The organism is Mesorhizobium sp. WSM4898 (assembly GCF_029625845.1).
Taxonomy (GTDB): domain Bacteria; phylum Pseudomonadota; class Alphaproteobacteria; order Rhizobiales; family Rhizobiaceae; genus Mesorhizobium.
On the sequence record NZ_JARTVQ010000003.1, the window covers coordinates 1 to 23,719 of the forward strand.

Sequence of the window (23,719 nt, forward strand, 5' to 3'; positions counted from 1 at the left end):
TGGACGTGGTTGTCGAACTTTTTTGAGAACGCATTGGTAAGGCGCGTGAAACGACGGTTTGCCATCCGCATGGTGAGATTGGCGCGCTCGATATGCGACGTGCTGACATGCACCGGATCGGGGTTGCCTTCGATCCGCGTCTTGGTCGCGCCAGTGCAGACGGCCGGGCTATAGCGGCGCTCCGGCGACTTGTTGCTTTCCGGCTCGCCATACTGCTTCACCAGCATGGCGTAATCGATGTCGGCTCCAAAGGCTTCCTCGACCGCATTGAGATAGGCGCGGTGGCCGTCTGTCGTAAGCTGGACGCGGTTGGCAAGACGGTCCTTCACGTCATCCATGAAGGCCAGTGCATATTCGCCGTCACGGCCGCCGACCAGCCAGGAAATGATAAGCTTGCTGTCGCTGTCCAAGGCGGTCCACGTCCATACGTCGCCAGCGCCTTCGACCGGCTGCTTCATGGTCGAAACGTTCTTGGCCTTGGCACCGACAAACGACCAGATTTCATCGCACTGGACGCGCTTGGAAGTGACATTGCGGACTTCGCGATCGTGAAGGTCGGCACAGAACTTGCCGGCATCAACCAACAGCTTGGAAACCGTGTTGATTGACACGTCAGCAACGCGGGAAATCGACCGCATCGAAGAACCCTCGCAAAGCATCGTGAGGATTTGCACGCGGGTTTGGAGGGGCAGCTTGTTCATGCCCCTAATATGTGAACTTTTATGCTTAGTGTCAAGCATAGGTTTTCACATCAATCATTGATTCACAAACAGCTGCCACTATGTTAACAGTGGCAGCTGTAGTGATTTGGTGGAGCGCTCGACCAGACTCGAACTGGTGACCTAGAGGGTACGAACCACTCGCTCTATCCAACTGAGCTACGAGCGCTGAGCGGCTGGCCTATCGACCAGCCGCCGCCGTTGCCGACCTAGAGCCGCCGCGTTTCCCTGATCCGGTTGCGCGGCGGCTTTTCTATTTGCACAGGCCCCGGTCGCCGGTCGGCGAACTGGCGGGGCCCGGAACTCTTCTGGACATTCGAATCTCCTTCGAAACGAGGCTCAGGTATATGCGAGCCATTATCCGCAGTCAACGGTTAGAAACCAAATTCCGTGTTATGTGATTGACTAATGCGGGAATGGGCATTAAATGAGGATTGCGACCATCCGTGCGGATGGACTGGAGCTAGCCACATGACCGGACAGACCGAAACCATCGACAGCGCGTCGAAGCCAGAACAGCGGACTCGCCAACGCTCTACAATTTCATTTCCGTACATGGACCTGAGGTCAGCAGTCGCATTTGCGGATGCTATCCACGCTCATGTCGGAACGGGCGAATGCGACGACGACCAGTTGGCCGCATGGACAAGCCAAAGCGCCAAGAGTTCGACATTCCGGGTGCAGGTTTACACAGCCAGGATGTTCGGTGTCCTCGAAGGAGATGGGCCACGTCACCGCCTAACCGAATTGGGGCGGCAAGTCGTTGACCCCAACCAAGCGCGCGCCGCAAAGGCAAGGGCTTTCCTGAATGTCCCGCTCTACCGAGCGGTGTTCGATAAATACAAGGGCGGCGTCATTCCCCCAGCAGCAGCGCTAGAGCGCGACATGGTGCAGCTTGGCGTTGCTGAAAAGCAGAGGGACAGGGCCCGACAAGCTTTTGAGCGATCCGCCGATCAGGCTGGTTTTTTTGAACATGGGCGAAACCGGCTGGTGCAACCTGGCGTTATTGCGGGCGAGACGCCGCAGCAACAGCCATCCGCTGAGAATGGGGGCAATGGCGGCAGCGGTGGAGGAAGCGGCCCGAAAGACCCGCTGATTGCTGCGTTGATCCAGAAGCTACCCCAAAGCGGCCCTTGGGATGCTGTCCAGAGGGTCGCTTGGCTCAACTTAATGAAGATGGCCTTTCAATTGACCTACGGGGCTGCTGACGAAATCGAAATCACAGTGAAGCCGGTTATTTCGACCAGCGCTTCGCAGCAGCCTTCTTAGCGATCTCGGCGCGCCGCTCTGGCGTCATATTGGCGGCGCGCTTCTTTCCGCCCTTTGAACCAAGCTCTTTGGCGGCGGCACTCTTGCCGTCGTCCGGCGTGTCCTCGGCTTCCTCGCCAGTGGCAATGCGCATGACGCGGACGGCGTTGCCGATCACGTCGGCTGGGCGCTTCTGGCCTTTAGGTCCTACCGGCATTCTTTGCCTCGTACTGCTCTTTCGTGGGCAGTTTATCGAAGGGAGGCTAATAAGCCTGTTCTTCGTATCGCGCCCTTGGTATCGGAATCGAGTTCTTCCCGTCCGAAATCTGCGCCCACTGTCCGTCTCGATAAAGCCCGCGCATGAAACCTCCGTTGCTTTCCGCTAAGCATATAGGAGTTCGCTGGCCGGCGCGACAGGCGAGAGGTGCCGGTTGATAGCCGGTCAAATTTCAAACTGAGACACTACCGACCATCCCGACCATATCTCGCTGCCGATAGCGCCAGACCGCGCTGGCGACCATCACAATGCCGATTGCGGCAATGCGACCCTGCGATGGACCGGCATCATCAGCCAGAACGCTTTCTGACAGCGTCCCGGTTGACCGTTATCCCGAGATGTTGTCCGCTAACGGTAACGGTGTTTTCGTCAACCCGCGTCACCTCGCCGATCAGCTCGATCTTCTGGCCGCTGCTAATGCTCGGAGTGGTATCCACGATCGAATGCGGCTGATGGTAGGACGGAATGAGGACGGCCACGCGATCCTCCGTCACGCGCTTTCGCACGGTTGCTGTTATCACGACCTCATCCCCGACTTTCAAAGAGCCGTTTGCCATGCGCCAACAACTCCGGCGCGGCAAATTGGTTCGAAAGAATCCGCTAATGTTTGGGCTGGTGGCCGCCCCTTCTCGCGACCCCTCAATCTGACCAGCCGCGTCTTCCCGAGAAGGTGGGGGTGTCGCCAAGGCTGGACCGATCGCGGGCCGCAAGCCAGCAGCAACATGTTCATGGATGGACGTGGCAGCGCCTATGACGATCGAGAGGCTGAAGACGAGCACGGCGGCGACAGCAACGACGAGCCGCAGGCAGACGATAGCGACGACGAGCACTCACTCGGCTGGACGGAAGTCGCCTCGCTAACCGGCAACCTGGGCTGCTACGGCAGCGAAGGAGATCTAGAGGAAGACATCCAGGACAGGCCTCACGATGACGACGAGCGGGAGCCGACAGGTGAAGACGACCCTATCACCTACGGTGACGGCTCCGGCCGTGCCATCGCTGAAAAGCTGTAAGAAGGCGCGGGCGCCCGCCGCGCCGGAGAGTTGAAATTGGACCCGCCGTCGAGCCCGCCGCTCGATCCCGACGCGATGGACCTCCGCGCGCACTACTGGGCAGCGAAGGGTTCTAATGGGCGCGGCAACCCCGCGTTTGTGGCGCACAACCAGCTTCCAGCATACAATGACGCCACACACCTGAACTCTCCAAGTTGGGGTTCTCTTTTGGCCCGGCTGCTCCGGTGGCCGGGCTTTTTAGCAATCGCGAATGTGTGATGTGCATTTGAACCGGATTGCGGGTTAGAGTGACCTGCGTCACCTAAATTACTCCATGGGACCGGCCCGGCGGCTTTCTTCGGCTTGCCGGGCCTTTTTAGTGTCCGCTATTTCAAGCAACGTGCCGGGAATACGCTGCTACGCTTTTTGCAACTAAATGCTACGGTATGGGCAGGGACCGTTGGGGACAAGGCACCCGCCGGAACCGCTGAAAGCCTTGACAGGCAAGGATTTGCCGTGACGAAGCGGGAAGGGTAGGGACGGGAGCGAGCGAATTTTCAAGACCGGTGCCTTAAACCGCTCGGGCCGGAGAACAAATGCGCAGGCCTGCGGGGTTGGGGCCGATCGAAACAAGAGGACAAGTAGATGGTTAAGGCTCAGCGAGAAGATAGGGCGGAATGCACAAAGCCCGCGAGGAAGAAGATACGGTATACTCAAGTGCACCGGGCAGCAAGGATGTTAAACCGGTAATTCGTGGGTCACATGGACCTAGCCTTTCTTAAGCAATCACTCACCATCTCCGTCCACATGGATTTAAATAATTCCTGCGACAATAGTTGCGGCAGAGGCGGGGATTGTCATGGGTTTTATGGACCGCGTTGCTCCTGTGGTCGACGAGACGATAGCAACGCTGGCGAGGACCAAGTTTGTTGAAGACCCAATCGCCGGGGTGAAATACTCTCGCGCGACAAGCATCATCAGCTCCGCCTATAAGCGCCACGGTAAGATCCTGGAGACCGCCACCCGAGAAGGCTTGCGCGAGAGCAACCGACACAGCGTTTGGCAGGATGACATTTTCCGGGTGTCTCGTGCGGCTGACGGGCTGGCAAGCTCTCTCAGCCTGGATGAGTGCGCCAAGAGCGTTCTTTCCTACGGGGACGCGGTTCGAACGCTCCAGATCGACCTGCTGGCGTTCGACAACGCCGACAGGACCATGCGAGCTTACGAGATTAAACGAGGCAACGGGCATTTTGACGCTGGCAAGATTCGGTCGATCCGCCGCGATCTCATGTGCATTCAGGTGCTTCTGAGAAGCTATGGGGAGTTCTGCAAGTTTCAGCCCATGAGCGCTGAATCTAGGATCATCTTCTATTACGGAATGCGATCGCTGCCTCGCCCCTGGTCGCTGGATAAGTCTGAGCTAGACCAGCACTTCGGTTTCCCTATCATCGAGCTTGTCGAGAAGGCGAATGACTACTTCAAGGACCGGCTTCACGCCTTGCTTGAAGCAAAGCCGTAGTCCGAGGCTTTTCCAGTGCCTTGCGACAAGGTGGAACCCACATAAGTCGCGGCAGAGAGACAGTCCCCCCTTTTCCCAGACAAACCAGCCGTACCCGGTAGCCGTGCTCGCCTTGGCGTCAAGCCTTCCTTTCACCATCGGAACGCGCTCGGTAAACTGTGCGAACTTCACCGGCGGGTTCGCGGTAAAGATGTTTTCATATCGTCCCACGCTCTCGAGGAACACGGTTCGTGCAAGGATGGCCACGCCTTTACGGGCCACAATGAACGCTCTTTCTATGAAGTCCTCGGCCAGCCGAAATGGCGGGTTAGTGATCACCCAGTCGTGGGACTGCGCTTCATAGGGAAAGCTAAGGAAGTCCCTAACTTTGCCGAATCCATAGGAATAGGCATCGGCCGCTTCGACCGATCGAAAAAATTCGGCGAGGGCCCTCGCCATATACCCGCGTCCGCACGCCGGCTCGAGGCACGTGAGTCCTCGAACCTCATCGCGTCCTATAACGTGTTCAACGAGTGCTCTAGTTGCCCATGGCGGGGTTGGAAAGTCGTCGGCACTGTCGGCTGCTTCTCGCCGCTGAGCCATGACCGCATGTGAAGTATTCTGCATGCGAATCTCCATTTCCCTATAGTGGCCCACAAACCTTTACCGAAACTTGCTGGCTGATTGCTTGGATTTTCTTTTATTCCCACGTTGGCAAAAGACATTGCGCGAGCAGGCCCTTTAATGTCGCGGGATGCGCCGGCGATCTCGCTTGGAGGGGCCGTCGCCTTCGTTTTGCCCCTGAGGAATGCGAACAGTTTGGTAGCGCGTCCGACATGCTGCCGAACATCATCCGGGCTGCTGTTCACTTCCTCGAAGGGCGTCCGGCTGACCGAGGGAATGGCCGACCAGGCCCCGGTACGGACTGAAGTAGCGCGCCCGATCTCTTCTGCGGTTAGAGTAATTACAAGGAAGCTGCTTTGCCTAACGTTTCGGCTCAAAGCCCTGTTCGGCCATGCATGCGCGGAAGGTGCTGCCTGATGCAACCGCGCCGGCAATCCATAGTCGACCTGCAGCAACTTGCGTCTCGGCCGCGCGACCATTGCAGATTGCTTTCGCTCGCTCGAACCGCGCCTCATAGCTTCCAGTGGCGATTGGCCTCCACTCGCTTGATGGGCTGGTGTTACAGCCAGCGAGAATGCCGAATGCCGAGAGCATGCAAACGCCGCGTATCGTGAACATCCCCGGAATCCGCCCCATCAAAAAGCAGGATAACGCAACCATGCCTGTATGGGGAGCGGCTTGAGGATTTCAGCGAACAGAAACGCGACATCATGTTCCTCGGGACCGTGCTCGCCGGCTGGCTGGCACAGGCCTCCTCGCCGGCTGAGTTTTGTTACGGCGAACAACAGTGCCCCGTTGCCTCACGGTGGCAGGCTTTTCGTTGGCCTGCTATCTAACGCCATGGTCAAGAACAAGCCGCCGGCCGACCATCACTTCGTGCCGCAGTTCCTTCTCCGAAATTTTGTCGACGCGGCGGGCGAGTTGCACGTCTATGACCGGCGGACCTCACAACGGGGTGTGTTCAACAACTCACCTGAGAAGGTGTTCTTCGAAAGCCAGCTTTACACCGCATATGAGAAAGACCTGTCGAAGAACGTGGATCTTGAGCTAGCGTTTGCTAACCTAGAAGGCGTTCTCGCTCCTGTGGTTGACCGAATCGTCCAGGGAGCAAGGCAGGGCCAGGACGTGGCTCCTCATCCTGGCGAGCGCCAGTTGCTGGCGCTGTATACCTACTTCCAGTGGAAGCGCGTGCCGGACAATTTCAAGCAATATGCGAGCGTAGGAACGATCCGGGAGGACGGCGAGAAAGCCCTCCGCAAGTTCGAGGCGGAATTCGGGGCGCTCAATGACCAAGAGAGAGAGCATTTCCAGAAGGACGAGACTTGGCGCCGCATGCTCCAAAATGTCCGGAGGGATGTAATTGCGAGGGGCAACCCGGCCATTGTCGAAGCCATCAATAACAAGAGGCTTTGCATCGTCCGCACCTCAAACCCGGCACATGCCTTCATCATTTCGAGTTACCCGGTTTACAAACTGCACCATCCTGGAAGAGCCAACCTCGACGATCCTGAACTTGAGATGTGGTTTCCCATCGCCTCCGAGGTGTCGCTTGTCTGGGTAGGTCTGGGCGGCGACACCCTTTTCAAGCCGCTTTTCGATGGCGTCGAGATCAGAAAGCTGAACAAGGCAGCCGCGGCGAAAGCGAACATGATCGCCTCCCGCTCGCCCCAGCTTACGGCATCGCTTGCCAGCTGTGTTGGGAGGCAAATTGAGAGTAGAGGTGGACCACTTCCTCAGAGCGGTGGCTCACCTGCTGGATAGCGGAGCGGAAGGTTGCCGTTGCCAATGTTCAAGTATTGCCCGAGGAATTGCCCGCAGTCGAACGCCGCCTGAAGGCGCTCACGGTTGCCGTCATAGTTGACGATGTCAAAGCCAAACGTGCACTCGGACGCTTTCAGCTCGCCGACGCTGGAAAGATAGCTCTCCAGCGTGTGCCATCGCGCGCGATCGGCGAAGTGCGCGCGCAATGTCTGAGATCCTCCAGCGGGGACGACGGTATCGTCCTGTTCGAGATCGAGCCGTAAGTTTCCGCTAAACGCAGACCGGACCGTCCCTGAGAAACGGAACTCCCCGCTCACTCTGCCTATCGAAGCTGGACGGTTGCCGTCGTTTTCGGCCAGGAAGCGTATGTAGTCCTTGGTCGAAGCGATGGGGCGTACCGTTACATGCGATGACGCAAAACCAAATAGGGCGCGGTGTGAGTAGACGGCCGCTATTCCGCCAAGGATGACGGCCAGTCCGCCTACTGCCGCCACGATAGCGCCGAAATAGCGCCCCAGATGGTCGATGATGCCCTTTTTGGGTGTGGGTGTCTCGTTCGGCTTAGACTGGTGGGCGCCTCTGCGTTCAGGGCCGCCTTGTCGCTTTATCCCCACGGAAACCCCTGGGATGAGAGTTCGGTGTCGGCGGTCCGCAATGCCATTTGTTCACCTTGGTTCGCAGGTGTTTATTCGATGGATATTCGACGCGCCCGGGCAAAGATCCGCTAAGTGCTTGGAAAGACTGGTACGCCCAAGGGGAATCGAACCCCTGTTACCGCCGTGAAAGGGCGGTGTCCTAACCGCTAGACGATGGGCGCGCTCAGACGAAGCGGCTTATAATTGCGTTGTTCGCAACCGGCAACCCATCTGCCGCCACATGCGACAACTTTTTTCGCGAGCCTGCAAAACGCATGTTTGGCAACCGGAAAACAGTTCGACCGAAGCAGGTAAGCCGCTTAGTTGTCGCCACCGCCGCCGCGCCGGCGGCAGCGCCAGTTCCAGTCGCGCTCGGGGCCGACGTCGACATGGACGGATTCGGTGTGGCAGTAGGTTCCGACGCCGCCGCGGCCCGGCATCGAACGCACATAGCTCGCCAGCTCCCACTTGGAGACGCCGGGAACCTGGATGTCGGCGGCAGCGCAATACATGTGCAGCGAGTTCTTGGCGCCGTTGGCGCGGCGGTTGCGGGCAGGGTCGCGATAGCCGGAGGTGACGATCATCTTGCGGCCGAAATGATCCTCGATCGTCTTCAGCACGCGCACCAGCGAAGGCTTCAGGCAGGCGACGTCGACGCTTTCGTTCTGTCTCAAGAGGCCGTTGGGCGCGAGCCTTGCCATACCGGCGGCCGACGCCACCTGGTAGGAGCCACCGCCTTCGTCCTCGTTGAGATCGACGTCGCTCTCGTCGTCGATGCCGGACTTGCGCTTGATCTCGAACAGCGCCGTCTGGCGCACGCCGGGCAAGGCATCGGCGCCGGTGATGTGGTTGCTGCTGTCGTCACCGAGGGAAGCCAGTTGCACCGGCTTGTCGCCCGGGGTCGCGGAGGCGAGGGTGACGATCGGCTTTGTCGCCGGCCACGTTGTCTTGGCCTGGGCGGCGGGCTGGTCGCTGGAGCGCGTGTTGATCAGCGGGGCAGGCGCGGCCGAGGCCGGCTTGGTGCTGAACAGAGAAGCAAACAGCCCCTTCTTCGGCGCGGCGATCGGCTGCTGCTGGGGCTCGCCCGCTGTCACGTAGACGCCTTTGCTCATCGCCTGCACGGTCGCCTGCGCTTGCGATGCGACCGCGGCGGCATCGCCGGCAGCGACCTTGGTGGCGGCCGCTTTCGTCTCCTCTGCCGTCTGCGGCGGCTGTACCAGCGGTTGCGGCGTGTTGCCTGCGATCGAGCCGGCGTCAGCAGGAACCGCTACCGCGGGGAAGGCTGCTCCGGGCCGGGTTTCCGGCACATAGGCAACTTTTTCCGGCAACGGTTTGTCGTCTTCGCCCATCACGGTCGATGCCGCCTCTGGGGATGCCGGGGAGGTCGACGCCGCCTGCGAGGTCGAATCGGCCGACGCCTCGGACTGGGCGCTGGAAGCCGCGCTCATCTCGGTGGCGGTTGAATTGTAGGCGGGCGTGACGACCGACATCGTCGGGTCGCCGGTCGAGGTGCAAGAGGCCAGAAGCACGGATAAGAGCGCTGCCACGATGCTGCGGCTTTCCCTTCGTGCGAGGCGCCAACCTGCTGATTTCAAAATAAAATTCCCCCTCGGCATCCGGTCCGTACATCGTCGCCGCAGCACTCCAGTGCCTCTGGCGGCGACCTCCTGTTCCCGAACCGGAAACGGGATCTGTATCGATCTGCAAAGCCTCGGATTTATTGTTTGTCTGCAGGCGAGCTGAGGCTACGAAAACGATTAACAGCACCATTTCGCCCTGTTTGGGCGGCCCGTCAACTCACCAGACATTACAGCCGGTTACACACGCACCTTGACATAGGTGCCCGGCGCGTCCCCCAAGGTTTTCATACGCTTGCCCGGTTTGCGGGCGGGCACATGGATGTTGTCCTGGCTTTCGATCCAGTGCTGCCAGTGCGTCCACCATGAGCCGGCATGCTCGTGCGCGCCGGCGAACCAGGTGCTGAAATCCCCCACCGGCTTGCCGCCGGTCCAGTACTGGTACTTGTGCGCCGCCGGCGGATTGACGACGCCGGCGATGTGGCCGGAGCCCGCCATGACATATTCGACGTCGCCACCGAAATAGCGCGAGCCGAGGAACACCGAGAGCGCCGGCGCGATGTGGTCTTCCTTCGTGGCGAGGTTGTAGACGGGGATCGTGATGTCGGCCAGCGAGACGGTGCGGCCGGCAAGCTCCATCGTGCCGCGGGAGAGATTGTTCTCGAGATAGCAATTGCGCAGATAGAAGGAATGGTTGGCCGCCGCCATGCGGGTCGAATCGGCATTCCAGTAGAGCAGGTCGAAGGGCAGCGGGTCCTTGCCGCGCATATAGTTGTTGATGACATAAGGCCAGATCAGGTCGCCCGAGCGCAGCATGTTGAAGGCGGTCGCCATCTTGGTGCCGTCGAGATAGCCCTTTTCGTTCATCGATCGCTCGACCGCGGCAACCTGGTCCTCGTCGACGAAGACCTTGAGATCGCCGGCATAGGTGAAGTCGACCTGGGTGGTGAAGAAGGTCGCCGACCTGATGCGGTGGTCGCCTTCCTGCGCCAACAGCGCGAGCGCCGCGGCCAATAGCGTGCCGCCGACGCAATAGCCGATAGCGTTGACCTCCTTCTCGCCGGTCGCCTTCTCGACCATGTCGAGGCCATATTGCAGGCCCTCGCGGATATAGGCCTCCCAGCCTTTGGCGCCGTGGCGCTCGTCCGGGTTGATCCAGGAGATGACGAAGACCGTGTGGCCCTGCTCGATGGCCCAGCGGATGAAGGACTTCTGCGGGTTGAGGTCGAGGATATAGTATTTATTGATCCAGGGCGGGCAAATGAGCAGGGGGCGCTTCAGCACCGTCTCCGTCGTCGGATCGTATTGGATGATCTCGGCGACATCGCTGCGGCCGATCACCTTGCCGGGTGTCGTGGCGATGTTCTTGCCGATCTCGAACGGCGCGTAGTCCGCCTGGCGCAGCTTCAGGTCGCCCCTGCCGGCGGCGATGTCCTCGGCCAGCATCTTCATGCCGCGCACCAAATTCTCGCCGTTGGAGGCGACGGTCTCGCGAAACAGCTCGGGATTGGTCAGAATGAAATTCGACGGCGCGATGGCGTTGGACACTTGCTTGACGTAGAAGCTCGCCTTGTGGCGGGTGTGCTCGTCCAGGCCCTCGGCATGATCGACGAGATCGGAGGCCCAGCGCGAGGTGACGAGATAGGCCTGTTTCAGGAAGTCGAAGAAGGCATTGCGGCCCCATTCCGGATCCTGGAAGCGCTTGTCGCCGCGCTCGGGCTTGACCGCGTCCTCGGGGGCTTCGGCGTTGGGGCTGGGGCTGACCTTCTGAATGGCGTTCGCCCAGACCGTCATGTAGCCGGCGAACAGACGCGTCTGCGCTTCAAGCGCGCGCTGCGGGTCGGCCAGCCAGTATTCCGAGAGCTTGGAGAAGGTCTTGACCATGTCGACCACGGGTTCGGCGACGTGGTCGCGCACTTCACCCTTTTCGCGCGGCTCGGCCCAGGCGGAGGCCGCCTTGCCGGCCTGCTCGATCATGCGCGCCATGTTCAACGCGAAGCGTTCGGGATCTTTCACCAGATACTGTTCGACGGTCGAAGGTCCGCCATTTTCCGCTTTGTCCGAATCGGGCGCTTTGGACATGGTTCGCGGGGTTCCTCCCGGAGCGTTTTCTTGACATATTACCATGGGACATCTGACCGGGTCCAACACGCTCTAACCCGGCTGCCAGGAAAACAATATGACGATTAATGTTGGCGGGACTTATTTTCTCGGCGCCGGTTCGATTTGCCGCATCGCCACCGCAGCCGCGGTGCTGTGCACGCCGTTGCTCGCGGGCGGCTGCGAGACCAGCAGCAACGCCAGCAATGCGAGGCCGACCGCGGTGACCGAGGGGCCGAAGGACACCGGCTCCTATCCGAACCTTAACATTCCGCCGCCGGTAGCCGCCAAGCAGCTGACGAAGGAAGAGACTGCCGCCAAGCTTGCCCAGCTCAAGGCCGAGCAGCAGGCGCAGCTTGCCAAGGGCGGCCGCGCGAAGCCAGCCGCCAATACGGCGGCGCTGAACACGCTCGCCAGGACGCATGGGGACGATGCGCTGAAGCAGATCGAAGGCAAATGCGATCCCGCCCTCGACCCTAACTGCAATTAGGTCTATATCGCGCGCCGAAAAGCGCCCCCTTTGATCGTCTGGAACTCCAATGGAAGAATTTCACAAGGTCCGCCGGCTTCCGCCTTACGTGTTCGAGCAGGTCAATCGGCTGAAGGCCAGCGCCCGCTCGCGCGGTGCCGACATTATCGACCTTGGCATGGGCAATCCGGACCTGCCGACGCCGAAGGCCATCGTCGACAAATTATGCGAAGTGGTGCGCGATCCGCGCACGCATCGCTATTCGTCCTCGCGCGGCATTCCGGGCCTCCGCCGCGCCCAGGCGAACTACTATGCCCGCCGCTTCGGCGTGAAGCTCAATCCCGACACGCAAGTGGTGGCGACGCTCGGCTCGAAGGAGGGCTTTGCCAACATGGCGCAGGCGATCACCGCGCCCGGCGACGTCATCCTGTGCCCCAATCCGACCTATCCGATCCACGCCTTCGGCTTCATCATGTCGGGCGGCGTCATCCGCTCGCTGCAGGTGGAACCGGATGACGGCTTCATCCCGGCGGTCGAGCGTGGCATCCGCCATTCGATTCCGAGGCCGCTGGCGCTGATCCTCAACTATCCTTCGAACCCGACGGCGCTTGTCGCCTCGCTCGATTTCTACAAGGACGTGGTCGCCTTCGCGAAGAAGAACGACATCATCATCCTGTCGGACCTTGCCTATTCCGAGATCTATTTCGACGGCAATCCGCCGCCTTCGGTGCTCCAGGTTCCAGGGGCGATGGATGTCTGCGTCGAGTTCACCTCGATGTCGAAGACTTTTTCCATGCCCGGCTGGCGTATGGGCTTCGCGGTCGGCAACGAGCGGCTGATCGCGGCGCTGACGCGCGTCAAATCCTATCTCGACTACGGCGCCTTCACGCCGATCCAGGTGGCGGCGGCGCATGCGCTCAACGGCGACGGTGCCGACATCGCCGAGGTGCGTGAGGTCTATCACAAGCGGCGCGATGTGATGGTCGATTCCTTCGGCCGTGCCGGCTGGACCATTCCGGCGCCGGCTGCCTCGATGTTCGCCTGGGCGCCGATTCCGGAACAGTTCCGCCAGCTCGGCTCGCTCGAATTCTCCAAGCTGCTCATCGAGCACGCCGACGTCGCGGTAGCGCCGGGCATCGGCTTCGGTGAGCACGGCGACGATTTCGTTCGTGTGGCGCTGGTCGAGAACGAGCACCGGATCCGCCAGGCGGCGCGCAACATCAAGCGCTTCCTGGCCTCGACCGCCAAGCAGCCCAACAATGTTGTGCCGCTCACCGCGCGCCGCTGAATTCACCGCACATCACACCGACCAATCTTTGAGGGGCGTCGCCGGACATGGCTGAAGCGTTGCGTGTTGGAATTGCCGGCCTTGGCACGGTGGGCGCCTCGGTGGCGCGCGTGCTCAACGACAAGGCCGCCGAGCTCACCCGCCAGTGCGGTCGCGACATTGTCGTCACAGCGGTTTCGGCGCGCGATCCGAAGCGGGACCGCGGTGTCGATCTGGGCGACACCAAATGGTTCGACGATGCCGCGAAGATGGCCGAGAAGGCCGACATCGATGTCTTCGTCGAGCTGATCGGCGGCGACGAAGGGCCAGCGCGTGCATCGGTGAAGGCGGCGCTCGAGGCCGGCCGCCATGTCGTGACGGCCAACAAGGCGCTGTTGGCCAAGCACGGCGTGCAACTCGCCGAGATCGCCGAGAAGAAGGGCGTGCTGCTCAACTACGAGGCTGCGGTGGCCGGCGGCATCCCGGTCATCAAGACGATGCGCGAGGCGATGGCCGGCAACCAAGTCAGCCGCGTCTTCGGCATCCTTAACGGCACCTGCAACTACATTCTGACCCGCATGGAGGCCGAAGGCATCTCTTTCGATGCCTGCCTCAAGGACGCGCAGCGCCTCGGCTATGCCGAAGCCGACCCGACCTTCGACATCGAAGGCCATGACACGGCGCACAAGCTGTCGATCCTGACCAGCCTTGCGTTCGGCACGAAGATCGCCGCCAACGACATCTACATGGAGGGCATCTCCAACATCACCCAGGCCGACATTCGCGCCGCAGCCGAGCTCGGCTATCGCATCAAGCTGCTCGGCGTCGCGCAGCGCACCGACAGCGGCATCGAGCAGCGCGTGCATCCGACCATGGTGCCGACGGCCTCGGTCATCGCGCAGGTGCATGGCGTCACCAATGCCGTGGCGATCGAGACCGACATCCTGGGCGAGCTTTTGCTCTCCGGCCCCGGCGCCGGCGGCAATGCCACCGCCTCGGCGGTGGTCGGCGACATTGCCGATATCGCCAAGAGCCGGCCGGGCTTCCAGCACGGGCCGGTCTTCGGCTGGCCGGCGAAGGAATTGAAGCCCTACAGGAAAGCGCAGATGCGCAGCCATGCCGGCGGCTATTTCATCCGGCTCACCGTGCACGACCGCATCGGCGTCTTCGCGGCGATCGCCAAGCGCATGGCCGACAACGATATTTCACTGGAATCGATCGTCCAGCAGGCCGCCGGGCCGGCAACCGAAGAGCAAAAGACGGTCATCCTCGTCACCCACGAGACAACGGAAGCGGCGGTGCGCAAGGCGGTCGAAGGCGTCACCAAGGACGGCCATCTCACCGACAAGCCGCAGGTGATCCGTATCGAGCGGGCGGAATAGTTCGAGTCATACTTCACCTTTAATCGATTGATATTGCTGCCATTTCAAAAATTGACATGGCAAGTCTTGCCGTTGTCATGGAGCTTTGCCAGAAGAAGCGCGCTTCTGGCGGGAGGCAACGCGCAGTTTCAACGAGGAATGCCCATCCATGAACATGGCCCAAAACATCGCAGCCGGCCTCGATCGTATCCTCACCATGGAAGTGGTGCGTGTGACCGAAAGGGCCGCGGTCGCCGCTGCCAGGCTGCGCGGTCGCGGCGATGAGAAGGCGGCCGACCAGGTCGCGGTCGATGCGATGCGCCAGGAACTCAACCGGTTGGCCATCAAGGGTACCGTGGTCATCGGCGAGGGCGAGCGCGACGAGGCGCCGATGCTCTATATCGGCGAAGAGGTCGGCACCGGCAAAGGCCCGGCGGTCGACATCGCGCTCGATCCGCTCGAAGGCACGACGATCTGCGCCAAGAACCTTCCCAACGCGCTTGCCGTCATCGCGATCGCGGAAAAGGGCAGCCTGCTGTTCGCGCCCGACGTCTACATGGACAAGATCGCCATCGGGCCGGGATACCCGGACAGCCTGATCGACATCGACGCGCCGCCGGCCGAGAACATCGCCAATCTCGCCAAGGCCAAGGGCGTGGCGGTGCCCGACATCACCGCCTGCATCCTCGACCGGCCGCGCCATGCCAAGCTGATCGACGCGGTGCGGGCCACGGGCGCCGCCATCCGGCTGATCGGCGACGGCGACGTCGCCGGCGTCATCCACACCACCGATCCGGAAGAGACCGGCATCGACATTTATCTCGGCACCGGCGGCGCGCCGGAAGGGGTGCTGGCCGCGGCGGCGCTTCGCTGCACGGGCGGACAGATGCAGGGCCGGCTGATCCTCGACACGCCGGAGAAGATTGCACGGGCCGAAAAGATGGGCATTTCGGATCCGAAGCGGGTCTATCGCGCGCAGGACATGGCGCGCGGCGACGTGCTGTTCGCGGCGACCGGCGTCACCGACGGCAATCTGCTCGGCGGGGTGAAGTTCGGGCGCACCTTCATCACCACTCACACCATCGTGCTGCGCTCGTCCTCGCGCACAGTGCGCGAGATCAAGGCGCGTCACCAGGATCTGGAAAAGTTCTGATTTCGTCCTTGTAGACACTTTCGCGCAATTACGGTCGGAGCGACCTTCCACAGTTTTCCGGGGTGGTTCGCTTTCCCGGAATTGCTAGGGCTGTCGCATCTTGATATCTGCCGAAGGATGGTGTGCAGACGGCGCGTCTCATGATGGGCGAGAGACGCTTCTTCCTCGATGTCAGGCAGTCGGCGACCGGTGTTTCGTGGGAGCACCGGCTGACCGAGCGGCAGGACATGGCCGCTTTGGCCATCGCGCAGGGTCATGGCGTGCCGGACATCGTCGCAAGGGTGCTGGCTGGGCGCGGCGTGACGGTCGAGCAGACCGAGCGCTTCCTCGATCCGACGATTCGCGAGCTTTTGCCGAACCCTGCCTCGCTGACCGACATGGAGAAGGCGGCGGCGCGCATCGCGGATGCGGTCGTGGCCGGCGAGAGGGTGGCGATCTTCGGCGACTACGATGTCGACGGCGCCGCGTCGTCGGCGCTGCTGAAGCGCTTTCTGGCGCATTTTTCGGTGCCGTCCGAGATCTATATCCCCGACCGCATCTTCGAAGGCTACGGCCCGAATCCGGAAGCCATGCGCGAACTGATCTCGCGCGGCGCGAAGCTGATCGTCACCGTCGACTGCGGCACCAACAGCGCCGTGTCGATCGAGGCAGCGAAAGAAGCCAGCGCGGATGTCGTGGTGCTCGACCATCACCAGGTCGGCGGACCGCTGCCGGCGGCGGATGCGGTGGTCAATCCGAACCGGGAGGACGACCTTTCGGGGCAGGGGCATCTCTGCGCCGCCGGTGTGGTCTTCCTGTGCCTGGTGCAGACGGCGAAGGTGCTTCGCGAACGGTTACCAAACGTCGCGCCGGTCGATCTGCTTTCGCTGCTCGACCTCGCCGCGCTGGCGACCGTTTGCGACGTGGTGCCGCTCACCGGCGTCAACCGCGCTTTCGTAGTCAAGGGCCTGCAGGTGGCGCGCCAGCAGAAGAATGAGGGGCTGGCGGCGCTTGCGCGGGTCTCGCGCATCGGCGAGCCGATAAATACCTTCCATCTCGCCTATCTGATCGGGCCGCGCATCAATGCCGGCGGGCGCATCGGCGATGCCGCGCTCGGCAGCAGGCTGCTTGCCACCGAGGATCCCGTTGAAGCCGCAAGCATTGCCGAGACGCTCGACCGGCTGAACCAGGAACGGCAGCAGATGGAACTGGAGATGCTGGCGCAGGCGCGCGCCGAGGCCGACGCGGAGCTTGCCGGCGGCACCGGCCCTGGCATCGTCGTGACCGCCAGCAACAGCTGGCATCCCGGCATCGTCGGGCTGCTGGCCTCGCGGCTCAAGGAACATGCGCGCCGTCCCGCTTTCGCCATCGCCTTCAATGCCAATGGGATCGGCACCGGCTCGGGGCGCTCGGTCTCCGGTTTCGATCTCGGCCGGCTGGTGCGCGAGGCGGCGCAGGCCGGCCTGATCGCCAAGGGCGGCGGTCACGGCATGGCGGCAGGCATCACCGTGGAACGTGCCAAGCTCGGCGCGCTTCGGGCTTTCTTCGAGGAGCGCGCTGCGGCGGATGTGTTCCGGCTGCAGAGCGAGGAAAGCCTGGCGATTGACGGCGCCTTAGCCGCCGAGGGCGCGACGCTGGCGCTTCTCGACGCGCTGGAGAAAGCCGGCCCGTTCGGCGCCGGTCACATCGCGCCGGTGTTTGTGCTGCCGCGCCACAGACTTATCGATGCGCGGCCGATCGGCACCAACCACATCCGCGCCGACCTGCAGTCGCAAAGCGGCGGCAACCTCCAGGCGATCGCGTTCCGCGCCGTCGACACCGCGCTCGGCGAATTCCTGTTCAAGAACAGGGGCAAGACCGTGCACATAGCCGGTTCGCTGTCGGGCAATTACTGGAACGGCAACCGCTCAGTGCAATTCCGCATCACAGATGCCGCGATTGCTTGACTGACGCTTCGGATCAGGCGAGCACCGTCTGCAGCCGCCGCAATTCGCTGATCTGGGACATGGTCGCCTGATAGCCGATGCGGATCGCCTCGTCGGCGCGATGGAACTCGGTCAGTCCGATATGGCTGAGCTTCGGCTGCAGCGACATGTCGGGCGGATCGCCGGCGAGCCTGGCGCGCGAGATCCGGTCCTGGATGATGTTGAAGGCCTCGACCATGACGCCGGTGATGCCGAGGCGGGTCTGGTGCGGCGGGTGCTGGGGATTGACCTGACCGGGACGCGGCGCGTCGTTCTCGATGACGAGTTCGCCCGCGCTGTGCTTGATCACCGCGGCACGCCCAAACAGATCGTAGTGGAGGTTGACGGCAACGACCAGCGGCTGCTCGTAAGCACGGCAGACCGAGACCGGCACCGGATTGACCAGCGCGCCGTCGACCAGCACGCGCCCGTTGCAGTTCACGGGCTCGAAGACGCCGGGCAACGCGTAGGACGCGCGCATGGCGGTGATGAGCGAACCTTTCGACAGCCAGATTTCGTGGCCGGTGCGGATTTCGGAAGCGACGGCGACGAAGGGCTTCGACAGTTCCTCAAAACGGATACCGTCCACGTGTTCGCGCAGCCGCGCATCGAGCTTCATGCCGCCGAACAGGCCGCTGCCGCGCAGATTGAGATCGAGCAGTCCGAAGAGGCGCCGCTTGGTCAGGCTTCTGGCGAACTCTTCCAGTTCGTCCAATTTGCCGGCGAGATAGCAGCCGCCGACCAGCGCGCCGATCGAGGTGCCTGCTATCATCGAAACTTCGATGCCGGCTTCGTCCAGCGCGCGCAGCACGCCGATATGGGCCCAGCCGCGAGCACAGCCGCCGCCGAGCGCCAGCGAGATGCCCATCTTCTTCGCCGATTTCGGATCGAGCACGCCGCCGGACGATGCAAGGCCGTTGGCCTCCTGAACGTCAGGTCTGCTGCGCAATGACGCCCATTCGAGCATCATGATCTCCCTTGTCCCGTGTCCCTTCTATCACAAGGATGTTTGAGAATAGTGAATATGAGTGGTTTGTGAATATCGAATGGTTCACGCCGGCTTCCGATACGTTTCTTGCGGATCGAACAGCGGCTTGCTGCCATCGTCGGCAAGCACCGCCTTGCCGTCGCTGAGCCCCACCGTCCGATAAAAGCAGGAACGCCTACCGGTGTGACAAGTTGCGTCCTGGCCCAATACTTTGACGCGCAACCATATCGCGTCTTGGTCACAATCCGTGCGCATCTCGAGGACGCGCTGGACGTTGCCCGAGGTCTCGCCCTTTTTCCACAGCGCGTTGCGGGAACGCGACCAGTAGTGGGCGATGCCGGTTTCGAGCGTCAGCGCCAGCGCCTCGGCATTCATATGCGCGACCATCAAAAGGATGCCGTCGCCGGCGTCGGTGACGACGACGGTCACGAGGCCGGCAGCATCGAAGCGCGGAGAAAGGACGGTGCCTTCCTCCAGCGCCTTCTTGTCTGCCGGGGCTTTGGGAAATTGCAGTGCCGACATTGCCGGTTCGTCTTTTTGTTGGACCATGATCTTATCCGAAAACCGGGTCCCACTTTTCGGGACCATGGTCTGAAGGCCGGCAGCAGCCGGCGATCAGGCACGCACCATGGTGACGAAACGCACCTGTTCTTCGGGCGTGTCCTTGAAGACGCCGGTGAAGGTAGAGGTGAGCGTGGTCGAGTCCTGCTTGCGGATGCCGCGCATGGCCATGCACATATGCTCGGCCTCGATCATGACGGCGACGCCGCGCGGGTTGAGCACGTCCTGGATGACGCCTGCGATTTGCGCCGTCATTGCTTCCTGCGTCTGCAGGCGATGGGCGAAGATGTCGACGACGCGCGCGATCTTGGACAGACCCACGACCTTGCCGTCCGGCAGGTAGCCGACATGCGCCTTGCCGATGATCGGCACCATGTGGTGCTCGCAATGGGAGTGGAACTTGATGTCCCTGACGATGACGAGATCGTCATAGCCGGCCACTTCCTCGAAAGTGCGGCCAAGCTCCTCGGCCGGGCACATGTCATAGCCGTTGAACATCTCGCGAAAAGCCTTGGTGACGCGCTTCGGCGTGTCGACAAGGCCCTCGCGATCAGGGTTGTCGCCGGTCCAGCGCAAAAGCGTGCGCACGGCGGCTTCGACCTCGGCCTCGCTTGGGCGATCGGTGACAGGCTTCTCCATAAAGGAGGAAGGGGGCATGAGTTTCTTGATGACGGCATCCATAAAGGCGTCTCCCGTAGTCCCACTCAGAGGTGGGACGAGTTGAACGGACCACGACCTTTCGGGTGAAACTCGCCCGGTTTCCAGCCCGTAAGCGGCGTGAACAGATGAGCAATGACAATGGCTTGAGTTGCCTTGTCGATGCCCGGCTGCCATCATTATATATGGTCGTGCACAGCGAAAGGAAGACGCAACAGCGGCAAAGCCTGTTCGCTTGGCGGCGACGGATTGGAAAAAGATGATCGACGACGTCTACAATGCGAAAATCCTGAGCTTCGCCGGAAACATCGCCAAGATCGGCCGGCTCGACCACCCCGATGCGACCGCCAGAGCGCATTCCAAACTGTGCGGCTCGACCGTTACCGTCGACCTCAAAATGAATGGCGACGTGGTGACCGATTTCGCTCATGACGTGAAGGCCTGCGCGCTTGGTCAGGCATCCTCCTCGATCATGGCCCAGCATGTCATCGGCGCGAATGCCGACGAGCTGCGCGCGGTGCGCGAAACCATGCTGAAGATGCTCAAGGAAAACGGCGCGCCGCCGGAAGGCCGGTTCGCCGATCTGAAATATCTGGAGCCGGTGCGCGACTACAAGGCACGTCACGCCTCGACCATGCTGACCTTCGATGCAGTGGTCGACGCGATCGGCCAGATCGAGAAGAAGCGCGCCAGCGAGGCGGCTTGAGGGCGATCTCCTGGCTGCTTGCCTGTTATGGCGAACTCGCTTGGTATCCCGGCGCCATGTCGAGTGGACCGACCGGCGTCCCGTCCGGCCTTCCCGGCGATGACCGATAAAAGGTCGTTGCGTTCCCGGCTCGAAACCCACATCTAACGCACAAGGAAGCTGGCTGCGGAGAAGTGCGGATGGGAGACCATCCAGGACATATCCATGGTGTCCGGCCGGTCCGGCATGGGCGAAACTGGCAGGGACCCTGGCGCAAGACGCCGGGCCGCGTCCTCGGCACGTCGCTCGTGCGCCTCTACCAGTTGACGCTTTCCGGCTTCGTCGGCAATAGCTGCCGGCATCTGCCGACCTGTTCCGAATACGCGCATGAGGCAATCGCCCGCCATGGATTGTGGACCGGGGGCTGGCTGGCGCTGTTCCGGGTCTCGCGTTGTGGGCCGTTCGGGACGCATGGCATCGACCGCGTGCCGGAGACGCTTGCGCCGCGCTATGTCTGGTTCATGCCGTGGCGCTATTGGCAGATCGGCAGGAAGCACGGCGACGCAGATGGCTGACTATGTCAGCGCTTCGCAGCCCGTGTTTACGATCCGGTAGGGTTAACGTCAGCCTGCACAAACACTGCCAATTTGAGACAAAATCGAGACAAGAGGCCTCGCTAAGCCGCTCCGCGTAATCCCTTTCCCGGAGTGAGCTTCGATGCGCCATATGGACCGCTATCCGTTCTTCATTGCCATTATTCTGTTCCTGCTGGCCTGGATTCTCGGCCTGCCGATGCGGGCGCAGTCGGCGCCGCTCAAAGACATCCACTGCACTTTGATCGAGGACTCGGCGAGCGGCTCGACGCTTTGCCAGGATGGCTTCCGCGACGAGCGCGTCAGCCCGGCTTCGATCTTGCCGAAGGGGCTCGCGACGCGGGCGGCTTCCTGAACGATCTTCCCGGGCTCATCAAATAGAACGGCTTGCGGCTTTACGGCGGCGGAAACTCCTCATAAAAGACTGCCGCCCGCCAGCGTCCAAGTGATTGGCGCCTCCGGCCAACCCTGCATGCTCCAGCACACTTCCTGCGACATGCATTCACCACCCGCGCTCGTTTGCGGGACTGGATAGGACAACTCTGATGCTGAATTCCGTGTCCCTGACATTTCCCGATGGTTCCGTCCGCGAGTACGACGCGGCCATGACCGGCGCCGCCCTTGCCGAATCGATCTCCAAATCGCTGGCGAAAAAGGCTGTTGCCTATAGCCTCGACGGCACCGTCCGCGATCTTTCCGATCCGCTCGGCGGGTCCGGCAAGGTCGAGATCATCACCCGCGAGGATCCGCGCGCGCTGGAACTCGTCCGCCACGACGCGGCGCACGTGCTGGCCGAGGCGGTGCAGGAACTTTGGCCAGGAACGCAGGTGACCATCGGGCCGGTGATCGAGAACGGGTTCTATTACGACTTCGCGCGCAACGAGCCGTTCACCCCGGACGATTTCCCGGTGATCGAGAAGAAGATGCGCGAGATCATCGCCCGCAACAGGCCGTTCACCAAGGAAGTGTGGTCGCGCGAGAAGGCGAAGAAGGTCTTTGCCGACAAGGGCGAGCGCTACAAGGTCGAGCTGATCGACGCTATCCCCGAGGATCAGGATATCAAGATCTACGCGCAGGGCGACTGGTTCGATCTCTGCCGCGGTCCGCACATGGCTTCGACCGGGCAGATCGGCAACGCCTTCAAGTTGATGAAGGTGGCGGGCGCCTATTGGCGCGGCGATTCCAACAACCCGATGCTGACGCGCATCTACGGCACCGCCTTTGCCGACCAGGCGCAGCTCGAGGCATACCAGATGCTGCTGGAGGAAGCCGAGAAGCGCGATCATCGCAAGCTCGGCCGCGAGATGGATTTGTTCCATTTTCAGGAGGAGGGACCGGGCGTCGTCTTCTGGCACGCCAAGGGCTGGAAGATGTTCCAGAACCTGGTCAACTACATGCGCCGCCGCCTCGACGAGCACGGCTACCAGGAAGTCAACGCGCCGCAGGTGCTGGACAAGAGCCTGTGGGAGACGTCCGGCCACTGGGGCTGGTATCGCGACGCGATGTTCAAGGTGACCGTCGCCGGTGACGACACCGACGACGACCGCGTCTTCGCGCTGAAGCCGATGAACTGCCCCGGCCATGTGCAGATCTTCAAGCATGGGTTGAAGTCTTACCGCGAACTGCCCGTAAAGCTTGCGGAGTTCGGCAATGTGCATCGCTACGAACCGTCGGGCGCACTGCATGGGCTGATGCGTGTGCGCGGCTTCACGCAGGACGATGCGCATATCTTCTGCACCGAGGAGCAACTCGCCGCGGAATGCCTGCGCATCAACGATCTAATCTTGTCGACCTATGCCGATTTCGGCTTCGACGAGGTCGCGGTGAAGCTGTCGACGCGGCCCGACAAGCGCGTCGGCACAGACGAGGCCTGGGATCATGCCGAGGCGATCATGAGCAATGTGCTGGAGACGATCCGCACGCGCTCCGGCAATCGCATCAAGACCTCGGTCAATCCGGGCGAGGGTGCCTTCTACGGGCCGAAGTTCGAATATGTGCTGAAGGACGCCATCGGCCGCGAATGGCAGTGCGGCACCACCCAGGTCGACTTCAACCTGCCGGAACGCTTCGGCGCCTTCTATATCGGCTCGGATTCGGAGAAGAAGCAGCCGGTCATGGTGCATCGCGCGGTGTGCGGCTCGATGGAACGCTTCCTCGGCATCCTGATCGAGAACTATTCCGGCCATTTCCCGCTGTGGTTCGCGCCGCTGCAGGTGGTGGTGGCGACGATCACCTCCGACGCGGATGAGTATGCCACGACAGTGGTCGAGCGGCTGAAGGCTGCGGGGCTGCTCGCCGAAACCGATCTGCGCAACGAGAAGATCAACTACAAGGTGCGCGAGCACAGCCTGGCCAAGGTTCCGGTCATTCTCGTTTGCGGCAAGCGGGAGGCGGAAGAGGAAACCGTCAATGTCCGCCGTCTCGGCTCCCGCGACCAGGAATCGCTGAAGCTCGGCGACGCCGTGAAATTGCTGGCGGACGAGGCCGTCTCTCCGGACCGCAAGCGCCGCGCGGCCTAAAATCGTTAATCTCCAATCGCTTCTCGAATGGCGGTGGCACATAGTCCACCGCCATCTTCACACGCCTGTCACGCCAACCTTGTAACCGAGCC

22 protein-coding genes, 2 tRNA genes and 1 pseudogene are annotated in these 23,719 nt (G+C 61.8%); 13 read left to right on the forward strand and 12 right to left on the reverse strand.

The window, feature by feature from the left end; genetic code table 11:
* Positions 1-701, reverse strand: a 701-nt coding sequence (locus P9228_RS14660; protein WP_278054093.1) for an IS1 family transposase, incomplete at its 3' end; no start/stop codon positions are given.
* 110 nt (positions 702-811) lie between these two features.
* Positions 812-888, reverse strand: a tRNA-Thr gene (locus tag P9228_RS14665).
* Positions 889-1,190: 302 nt separating this feature from the next.
* Here P9228_RS14665 and P9228_RS14670 point away from each other — a divergent pair.
* Complete coding sequence (locus P9228_RS14670; protein WP_278054094.1) at positions 1,191-1,988, forward strand: hypothetical protein; 798 nt, start codon at positions 1,191-1,193, stop codon at positions 1,986-1,988.
* On the opposite strand, the gene P9228_RS14675 is transcribed toward P9228_RS14670, so the two are convergent.
* Both P9228_RS14675 and P9228_RS14680 read right to left on the reverse strand, forming a co-directional pair.
* A complete protein-coding gene (locus tag P9228_RS14675; protein ID WP_278054096.1) occupies positions 1,954-2,184 on the reverse strand; it encodes an RNA-binding protein in 231 nt (76 codons plus the stop codon). The genes P9228_RS14670 and P9228_RS14675 overlap by 35 nt on opposite strands.
* A 350-nt stretch (positions 2,185-2,534) precedes the next feature.
* A complete protein-coding gene (locus P9228_RS14680) occupies positions 2,535-2,801 on the reverse strand; it encodes a hypothetical protein (protein ID WP_278054097.1) in 267 nt (88 codons plus the stop codon).
* Positions 2,802-2,972: 171 nt separating this feature from the next.
* Here P9228_RS14680 and P9228_RS14685 point away from each other — a divergent pair, with 171 nt between their 5' ends.
* The gene (locus P9228_RS14685; protein ID WP_278054098.1) at positions 2,973-3,257 is read left to right on the forward strand and encodes a hypothetical protein; all 285 of its coding nucleotides are present in this window, start codon (positions 2,973-2,975) and stop codon (positions 3,255-3,257) included.
* An 838-nt stretch (positions 3,258-4,095) separates the two neighbouring features.
* Positions 4,096-4,755 carry a hypothetical protein gene (locus P9228_RS14690; RefSeq protein ID WP_278054100.1) on the forward strand — a complete coding sequence of 220 codons (660 nt, stop codon included), beginning with the start codon at positions 4,096-4,098 and terminating at the stop codon, positions 4,753-4,755.
* Here P9228_RS14690 and P9228_RS14695 read toward each other — a convergent pair.
* The gene (locus P9228_RS14695) at positions 4,657-5,193 is read right to left on the reverse strand and encodes a hypothetical protein (protein WP_278054102.1); all 537 of its coding nucleotides are present in this window, start codon (positions 5,191-5,193) and stop codon (positions 4,657-4,659) included. The genes P9228_RS14690 and P9228_RS14695 overlap by 99 nt on opposite strands.
* A 1,005-nt stretch (positions 5,194-6,198) precedes the next feature.
* On the opposite strand from P9228_RS14695, the gene P9228_RS14700 reads away from it, so the two are divergent.
* Positions 6,199-7,119: a DUF4238 domain-containing protein gene (locus P9228_RS14700; protein ID WP_278054103.1), complete on the forward strand. Its 921-nt coding sequence runs from the start codon at positions 6,199-6,201 to the stop codon at positions 7,117-7,119.
* Here the strand turns inward: P9228_RS14700 and P9228_RS14705 are convergent.
* The 4 genes from P9228_RS14705 to phaC all read right to left on the reverse strand — a co-directional run bounded on the left by P9228_RS14705 (position 7,092) and on the right by phaC (position 11,413).
* Positions 7,092-7,733: a hypothetical protein gene (locus tag P9228_RS14705; RefSeq protein WP_278054104.1), complete on the reverse strand. Its 642-nt coding sequence runs from the start codon at positions 7,731-7,733 to the stop codon at positions 7,092-7,094. The two genes, P9228_RS14700 and P9228_RS14705, sit on opposite strands and share 28 nt — an antisense overlap.
* A 128-nt stretch (positions 7,734-7,861) precedes the next feature.
* A tRNA-Glu gene (locus tag P9228_RS14710) sits at positions 7,862-7,936 on the reverse strand.
* A gap of 138 nt (positions 7,937-8,074) precedes the next feature.
* Entirely contained in the window at positions 8,075-9,301 is a 1,227-nt protein-coding gene (locus P9228_RS14715; protein ID WP_278054107.1) for a YcbK family protein, read from the reverse strand.
* A 270-nt stretch (positions 9,302-9,571) separates the two neighbouring features.
* The gene (gene phaC / locus P9228_RS14720; RefSeq protein WP_278054108.1) at positions 9,572-11,413 is read right to left on the reverse strand and encodes a class I poly(R)-hydroxyalkanoic acid synthase; all 1,842 of its coding nucleotides are present in this window, start codon (positions 11,411-11,413) and stop codon (positions 9,572-9,574) included.
* A gap of 97 nt (positions 11,414-11,510) precedes the next feature.
* Between phaC and P9228_RS14725 the strand changes: the two genes are divergently transcribed.
* The 5 genes from P9228_RS14725 (at position 11,511) to recJ (ending at position 17,606) form a co-directional block, all read left to right on the forward strand.
* Positions 11,511-11,921 (forward strand): hypothetical protein, encoded by a 411-nt coding sequence (locus P9228_RS14725; RefSeq protein ID WP_164750703.1) that lies wholly within the window; start codon positions 11,511-11,513, stop codon positions 11,919-11,921.
* Between the two features lie 49 nt (positions 11,922-11,970).
* Positions 11,971-13,188, forward strand: a complete 1,218-nt coding sequence (locus tag P9228_RS14730) for an LL-diaminopimelate aminotransferase (RefSeq protein ID WP_067000132.1) — start codon at positions 11,971-11,973, stop codon at positions 13,186-13,188.
* Between the two features lie 47 nt (positions 13,189-13,235).
* Positions 13,236-14,549 (forward strand): homoserine dehydrogenase, encoded by a 1,314-nt coding sequence (locus tag P9228_RS14735; RefSeq protein WP_278054109.1) that lies wholly within the window; start codon positions 13,236-13,238, stop codon positions 14,547-14,549.
* Positions 14,550-14,697: 148 nt separating this feature from the next.
* A complete protein-coding gene (gene glpX, locus P9228_RS14740; protein ID WP_095830154.1) occupies positions 14,698-15,681 on the forward strand; it encodes a class II fructose-bisphosphatase in 984 nt (327 codons plus the stop codon).
* A 140-nt stretch (positions 15,682-15,821) separates the two neighbouring features.
* Complete coding sequence (recJ, locus tag P9228_RS14745) at positions 15,822-17,606, forward strand: single-stranded-DNA-specific exonuclease RecJ (RefSeq protein WP_278054110.1); 1,785 nt, start codon at positions 15,822-15,824, stop codon at positions 17,604-17,606.
* Positions 17,607-17,619: 13 nt separating this feature from the next.
* Here recJ and P9228_RS14750 read toward each other — a convergent pair whose 3' ends face one another.
* From P9228_RS14750 to folE, 3 genes are all read right to left on the reverse strand, one after another.
* A complete protein-coding gene (locus P9228_RS14750; RefSeq protein WP_067000906.1) occupies positions 17,620-18,591 on the reverse strand; it encodes a patatin family protein in 972 nt (323 codons plus the stop codon).
* Between the two features lie 84 nt (positions 18,592-18,675).
* Entirely contained in the window at positions 18,676-19,134 is a 459-nt protein-coding gene (gene hisI / locus P9228_RS14755) for a phosphoribosyl-AMP cyclohydrolase (protein WP_278054931.1), read from the reverse strand.
* A gap of 93 nt (positions 19,135-19,227) precedes the next feature.
* A complete protein-coding gene (folE, locus tag P9228_RS14760; RefSeq protein ID WP_278054111.1) occupies positions 19,228-19,854 on the reverse strand; it encodes a GTP cyclohydrolase I FolE in 627 nt (208 codons plus the stop codon).
* Between the two features lie 235 nt (positions 19,855-20,089).
* Here folE and P9228_RS14765 point away from each other — a divergent pair, with 235 nt between their 5' ends.
* From P9228_RS14765 to thrS, 4 genes and pseudogenes are all read left to right on the forward strand, one after another.
* Positions 20,090-20,536, forward strand: a complete 447-nt coding sequence (locus tag P9228_RS14765) for an iron-sulfur cluster assembly scaffold protein (protein ID WP_127324128.1) — start codon at positions 20,090-20,092, stop codon at positions 20,534-20,536.
* Between the two features lie 179 nt (positions 20,537-20,715).
* Positions 20,716-21,090: a membrane protein insertion efficiency factor YidD gene (yidD, locus tag P9228_RS14770; protein ID WP_127324127.1), complete on the forward strand. Its 375-nt coding sequence runs from the start codon at positions 20,716-20,718 to the stop codon at positions 21,088-21,090.
* Positions 21,091-21,232: 142 nt separating this feature from the next.
* Positions 21,233-21,424, forward strand: a pseudogene (locus tag P9228_RS14775) (class D beta-lactamase); the annotation flags it as partial.
* A 229-nt stretch (positions 21,425-21,653) separates the two neighbouring features.
* Positions 21,654-23,627: a threonine--tRNA ligase gene (thrS, locus tag P9228_RS14780; RefSeq protein WP_278054115.1), complete on the forward strand. Its 1,974-nt coding sequence runs from the start codon at positions 21,654-21,656 to the stop codon at positions 23,625-23,627.
* The last annotated feature ends 92 nt before the right edge of the window (positions 23,628-23,719 follow it).

Coding starts and splice junctions, on each gene's coding strand:
- P9228_RS14725 (WP_164750703.1), top strand. CDS start 11,511: ATGACGATTAATGTTGGCGGGACTTATTTTCTCGGCGCCGGTTCGATT.
- folE (WP_278054111.1), bottom strand. CDS start 19,854: ATGGATGCCGTCATCAAGAAACTCATGCCCCCTTCCTCCTTTATGGAG.
- P9228_RS14765 (WP_127324128.1), top strand. CDS start 20,090: ATGATCGACGACGTCTACAATGCGAAAATCCTGAGCTTCGCCGGAAAC.
- P9228_RS14685 (WP_278054098.1), top strand. CDS start 2,973: ATGGATGGACGTGGCAGCGCCTATGACGATCGAGAGGCTGAAGACGAG.
- P9228_RS14680 (WP_278054097.1), bottom strand. CDS start 2,801: ATGGCAAACGGCTCTTTGAAAGTCGGGGATGAGGTCGTGATAACAGCA.
- glpX (WP_095830154.1), top strand. CDS start 14,698: ATGAACATGGCCCAAAACATCGCAGCCGGCCTCGATCGTATCCTCACC.
- P9228_RS14735 (WP_278054109.1), top strand. CDS start 13,236: ATGGCTGAAGCGTTGCGTGTTGGAATTGCCGGCCTTGGCACGGTGGGC.
- P9228_RS14695 (WP_278054102.1), bottom strand. CDS start 5,193: ATGGCGAGGGCCCTCGCCGAATTTTTTCGATCGGTCGAAGCGGCCGAT.
- recJ (WP_278054110.1), top strand. CDS start 15,822: ATGATGGGCGAGAGACGCTTCTTCCTCGATGTCAGGCAGTCGGCGACC.
- P9228_RS14700 (WP_278054103.1), top strand. CDS start 6,199: ATGGTCAAGAACAAGCCGCCGGCCGACCATCACTTCGTGCCGCAGTTC.
- yidD (WP_127324127.1), top strand. CDS start 20,716: ATGGGAGACCATCCAGGACATATCCATGGTGTCCGGCCGGTCCGGCAT.
- thrS (WP_278054115.1), top strand. CDS start 21,654: ATGCTGAATTCCGTGTCCCTGACATTTCCCGATGGTTCCGTCCGCGAG.
- P9228_RS14690 (WP_278054100.1), top strand. CDS start 4,096: ATGGGTTTTATGGACCGCGTTGCTCCTGTGGTCGACGAGACGATAGCA.
- P9228_RS14675 (WP_278054096.1), bottom strand. CDS start 2,184: ATGCCGGTAGGACCTAAAGGCCAGAAGCGCCCAGCCGACGTGATCGGC.
- hisI (WP_278054931.1), bottom strand. CDS start 19,134: ATGTCGGCACTGCAATTTCCCAAAGCCCCGGCAGACAAGAAGGCGCTG.
- P9228_RS14670 (WP_278054094.1), top strand. CDS start 1,191: ATGACCGGACAGACCGAAACCATCGACAGCGCGTCGAAGCCAGAACAG.
- P9228_RS14750 (WP_067000906.1), bottom strand. CDS start 18,591: ATGCTCGAATGGGCGTCATTGCGCAGCAGACCTGACGTTCAGGAGGCC.
- phaC (WP_278054108.1), bottom strand. CDS start 11,413: ATGTCCAAAGCGCCCGATTCGGACAAAGCGGAAAATGGCGGACCTTCG.
- P9228_RS14730 (WP_067000132.1), top strand. CDS start 11,971: ATGGAAGAATTTCACAAGGTCCGCCGGCTTCCGCCTTACGTGTTCGAG.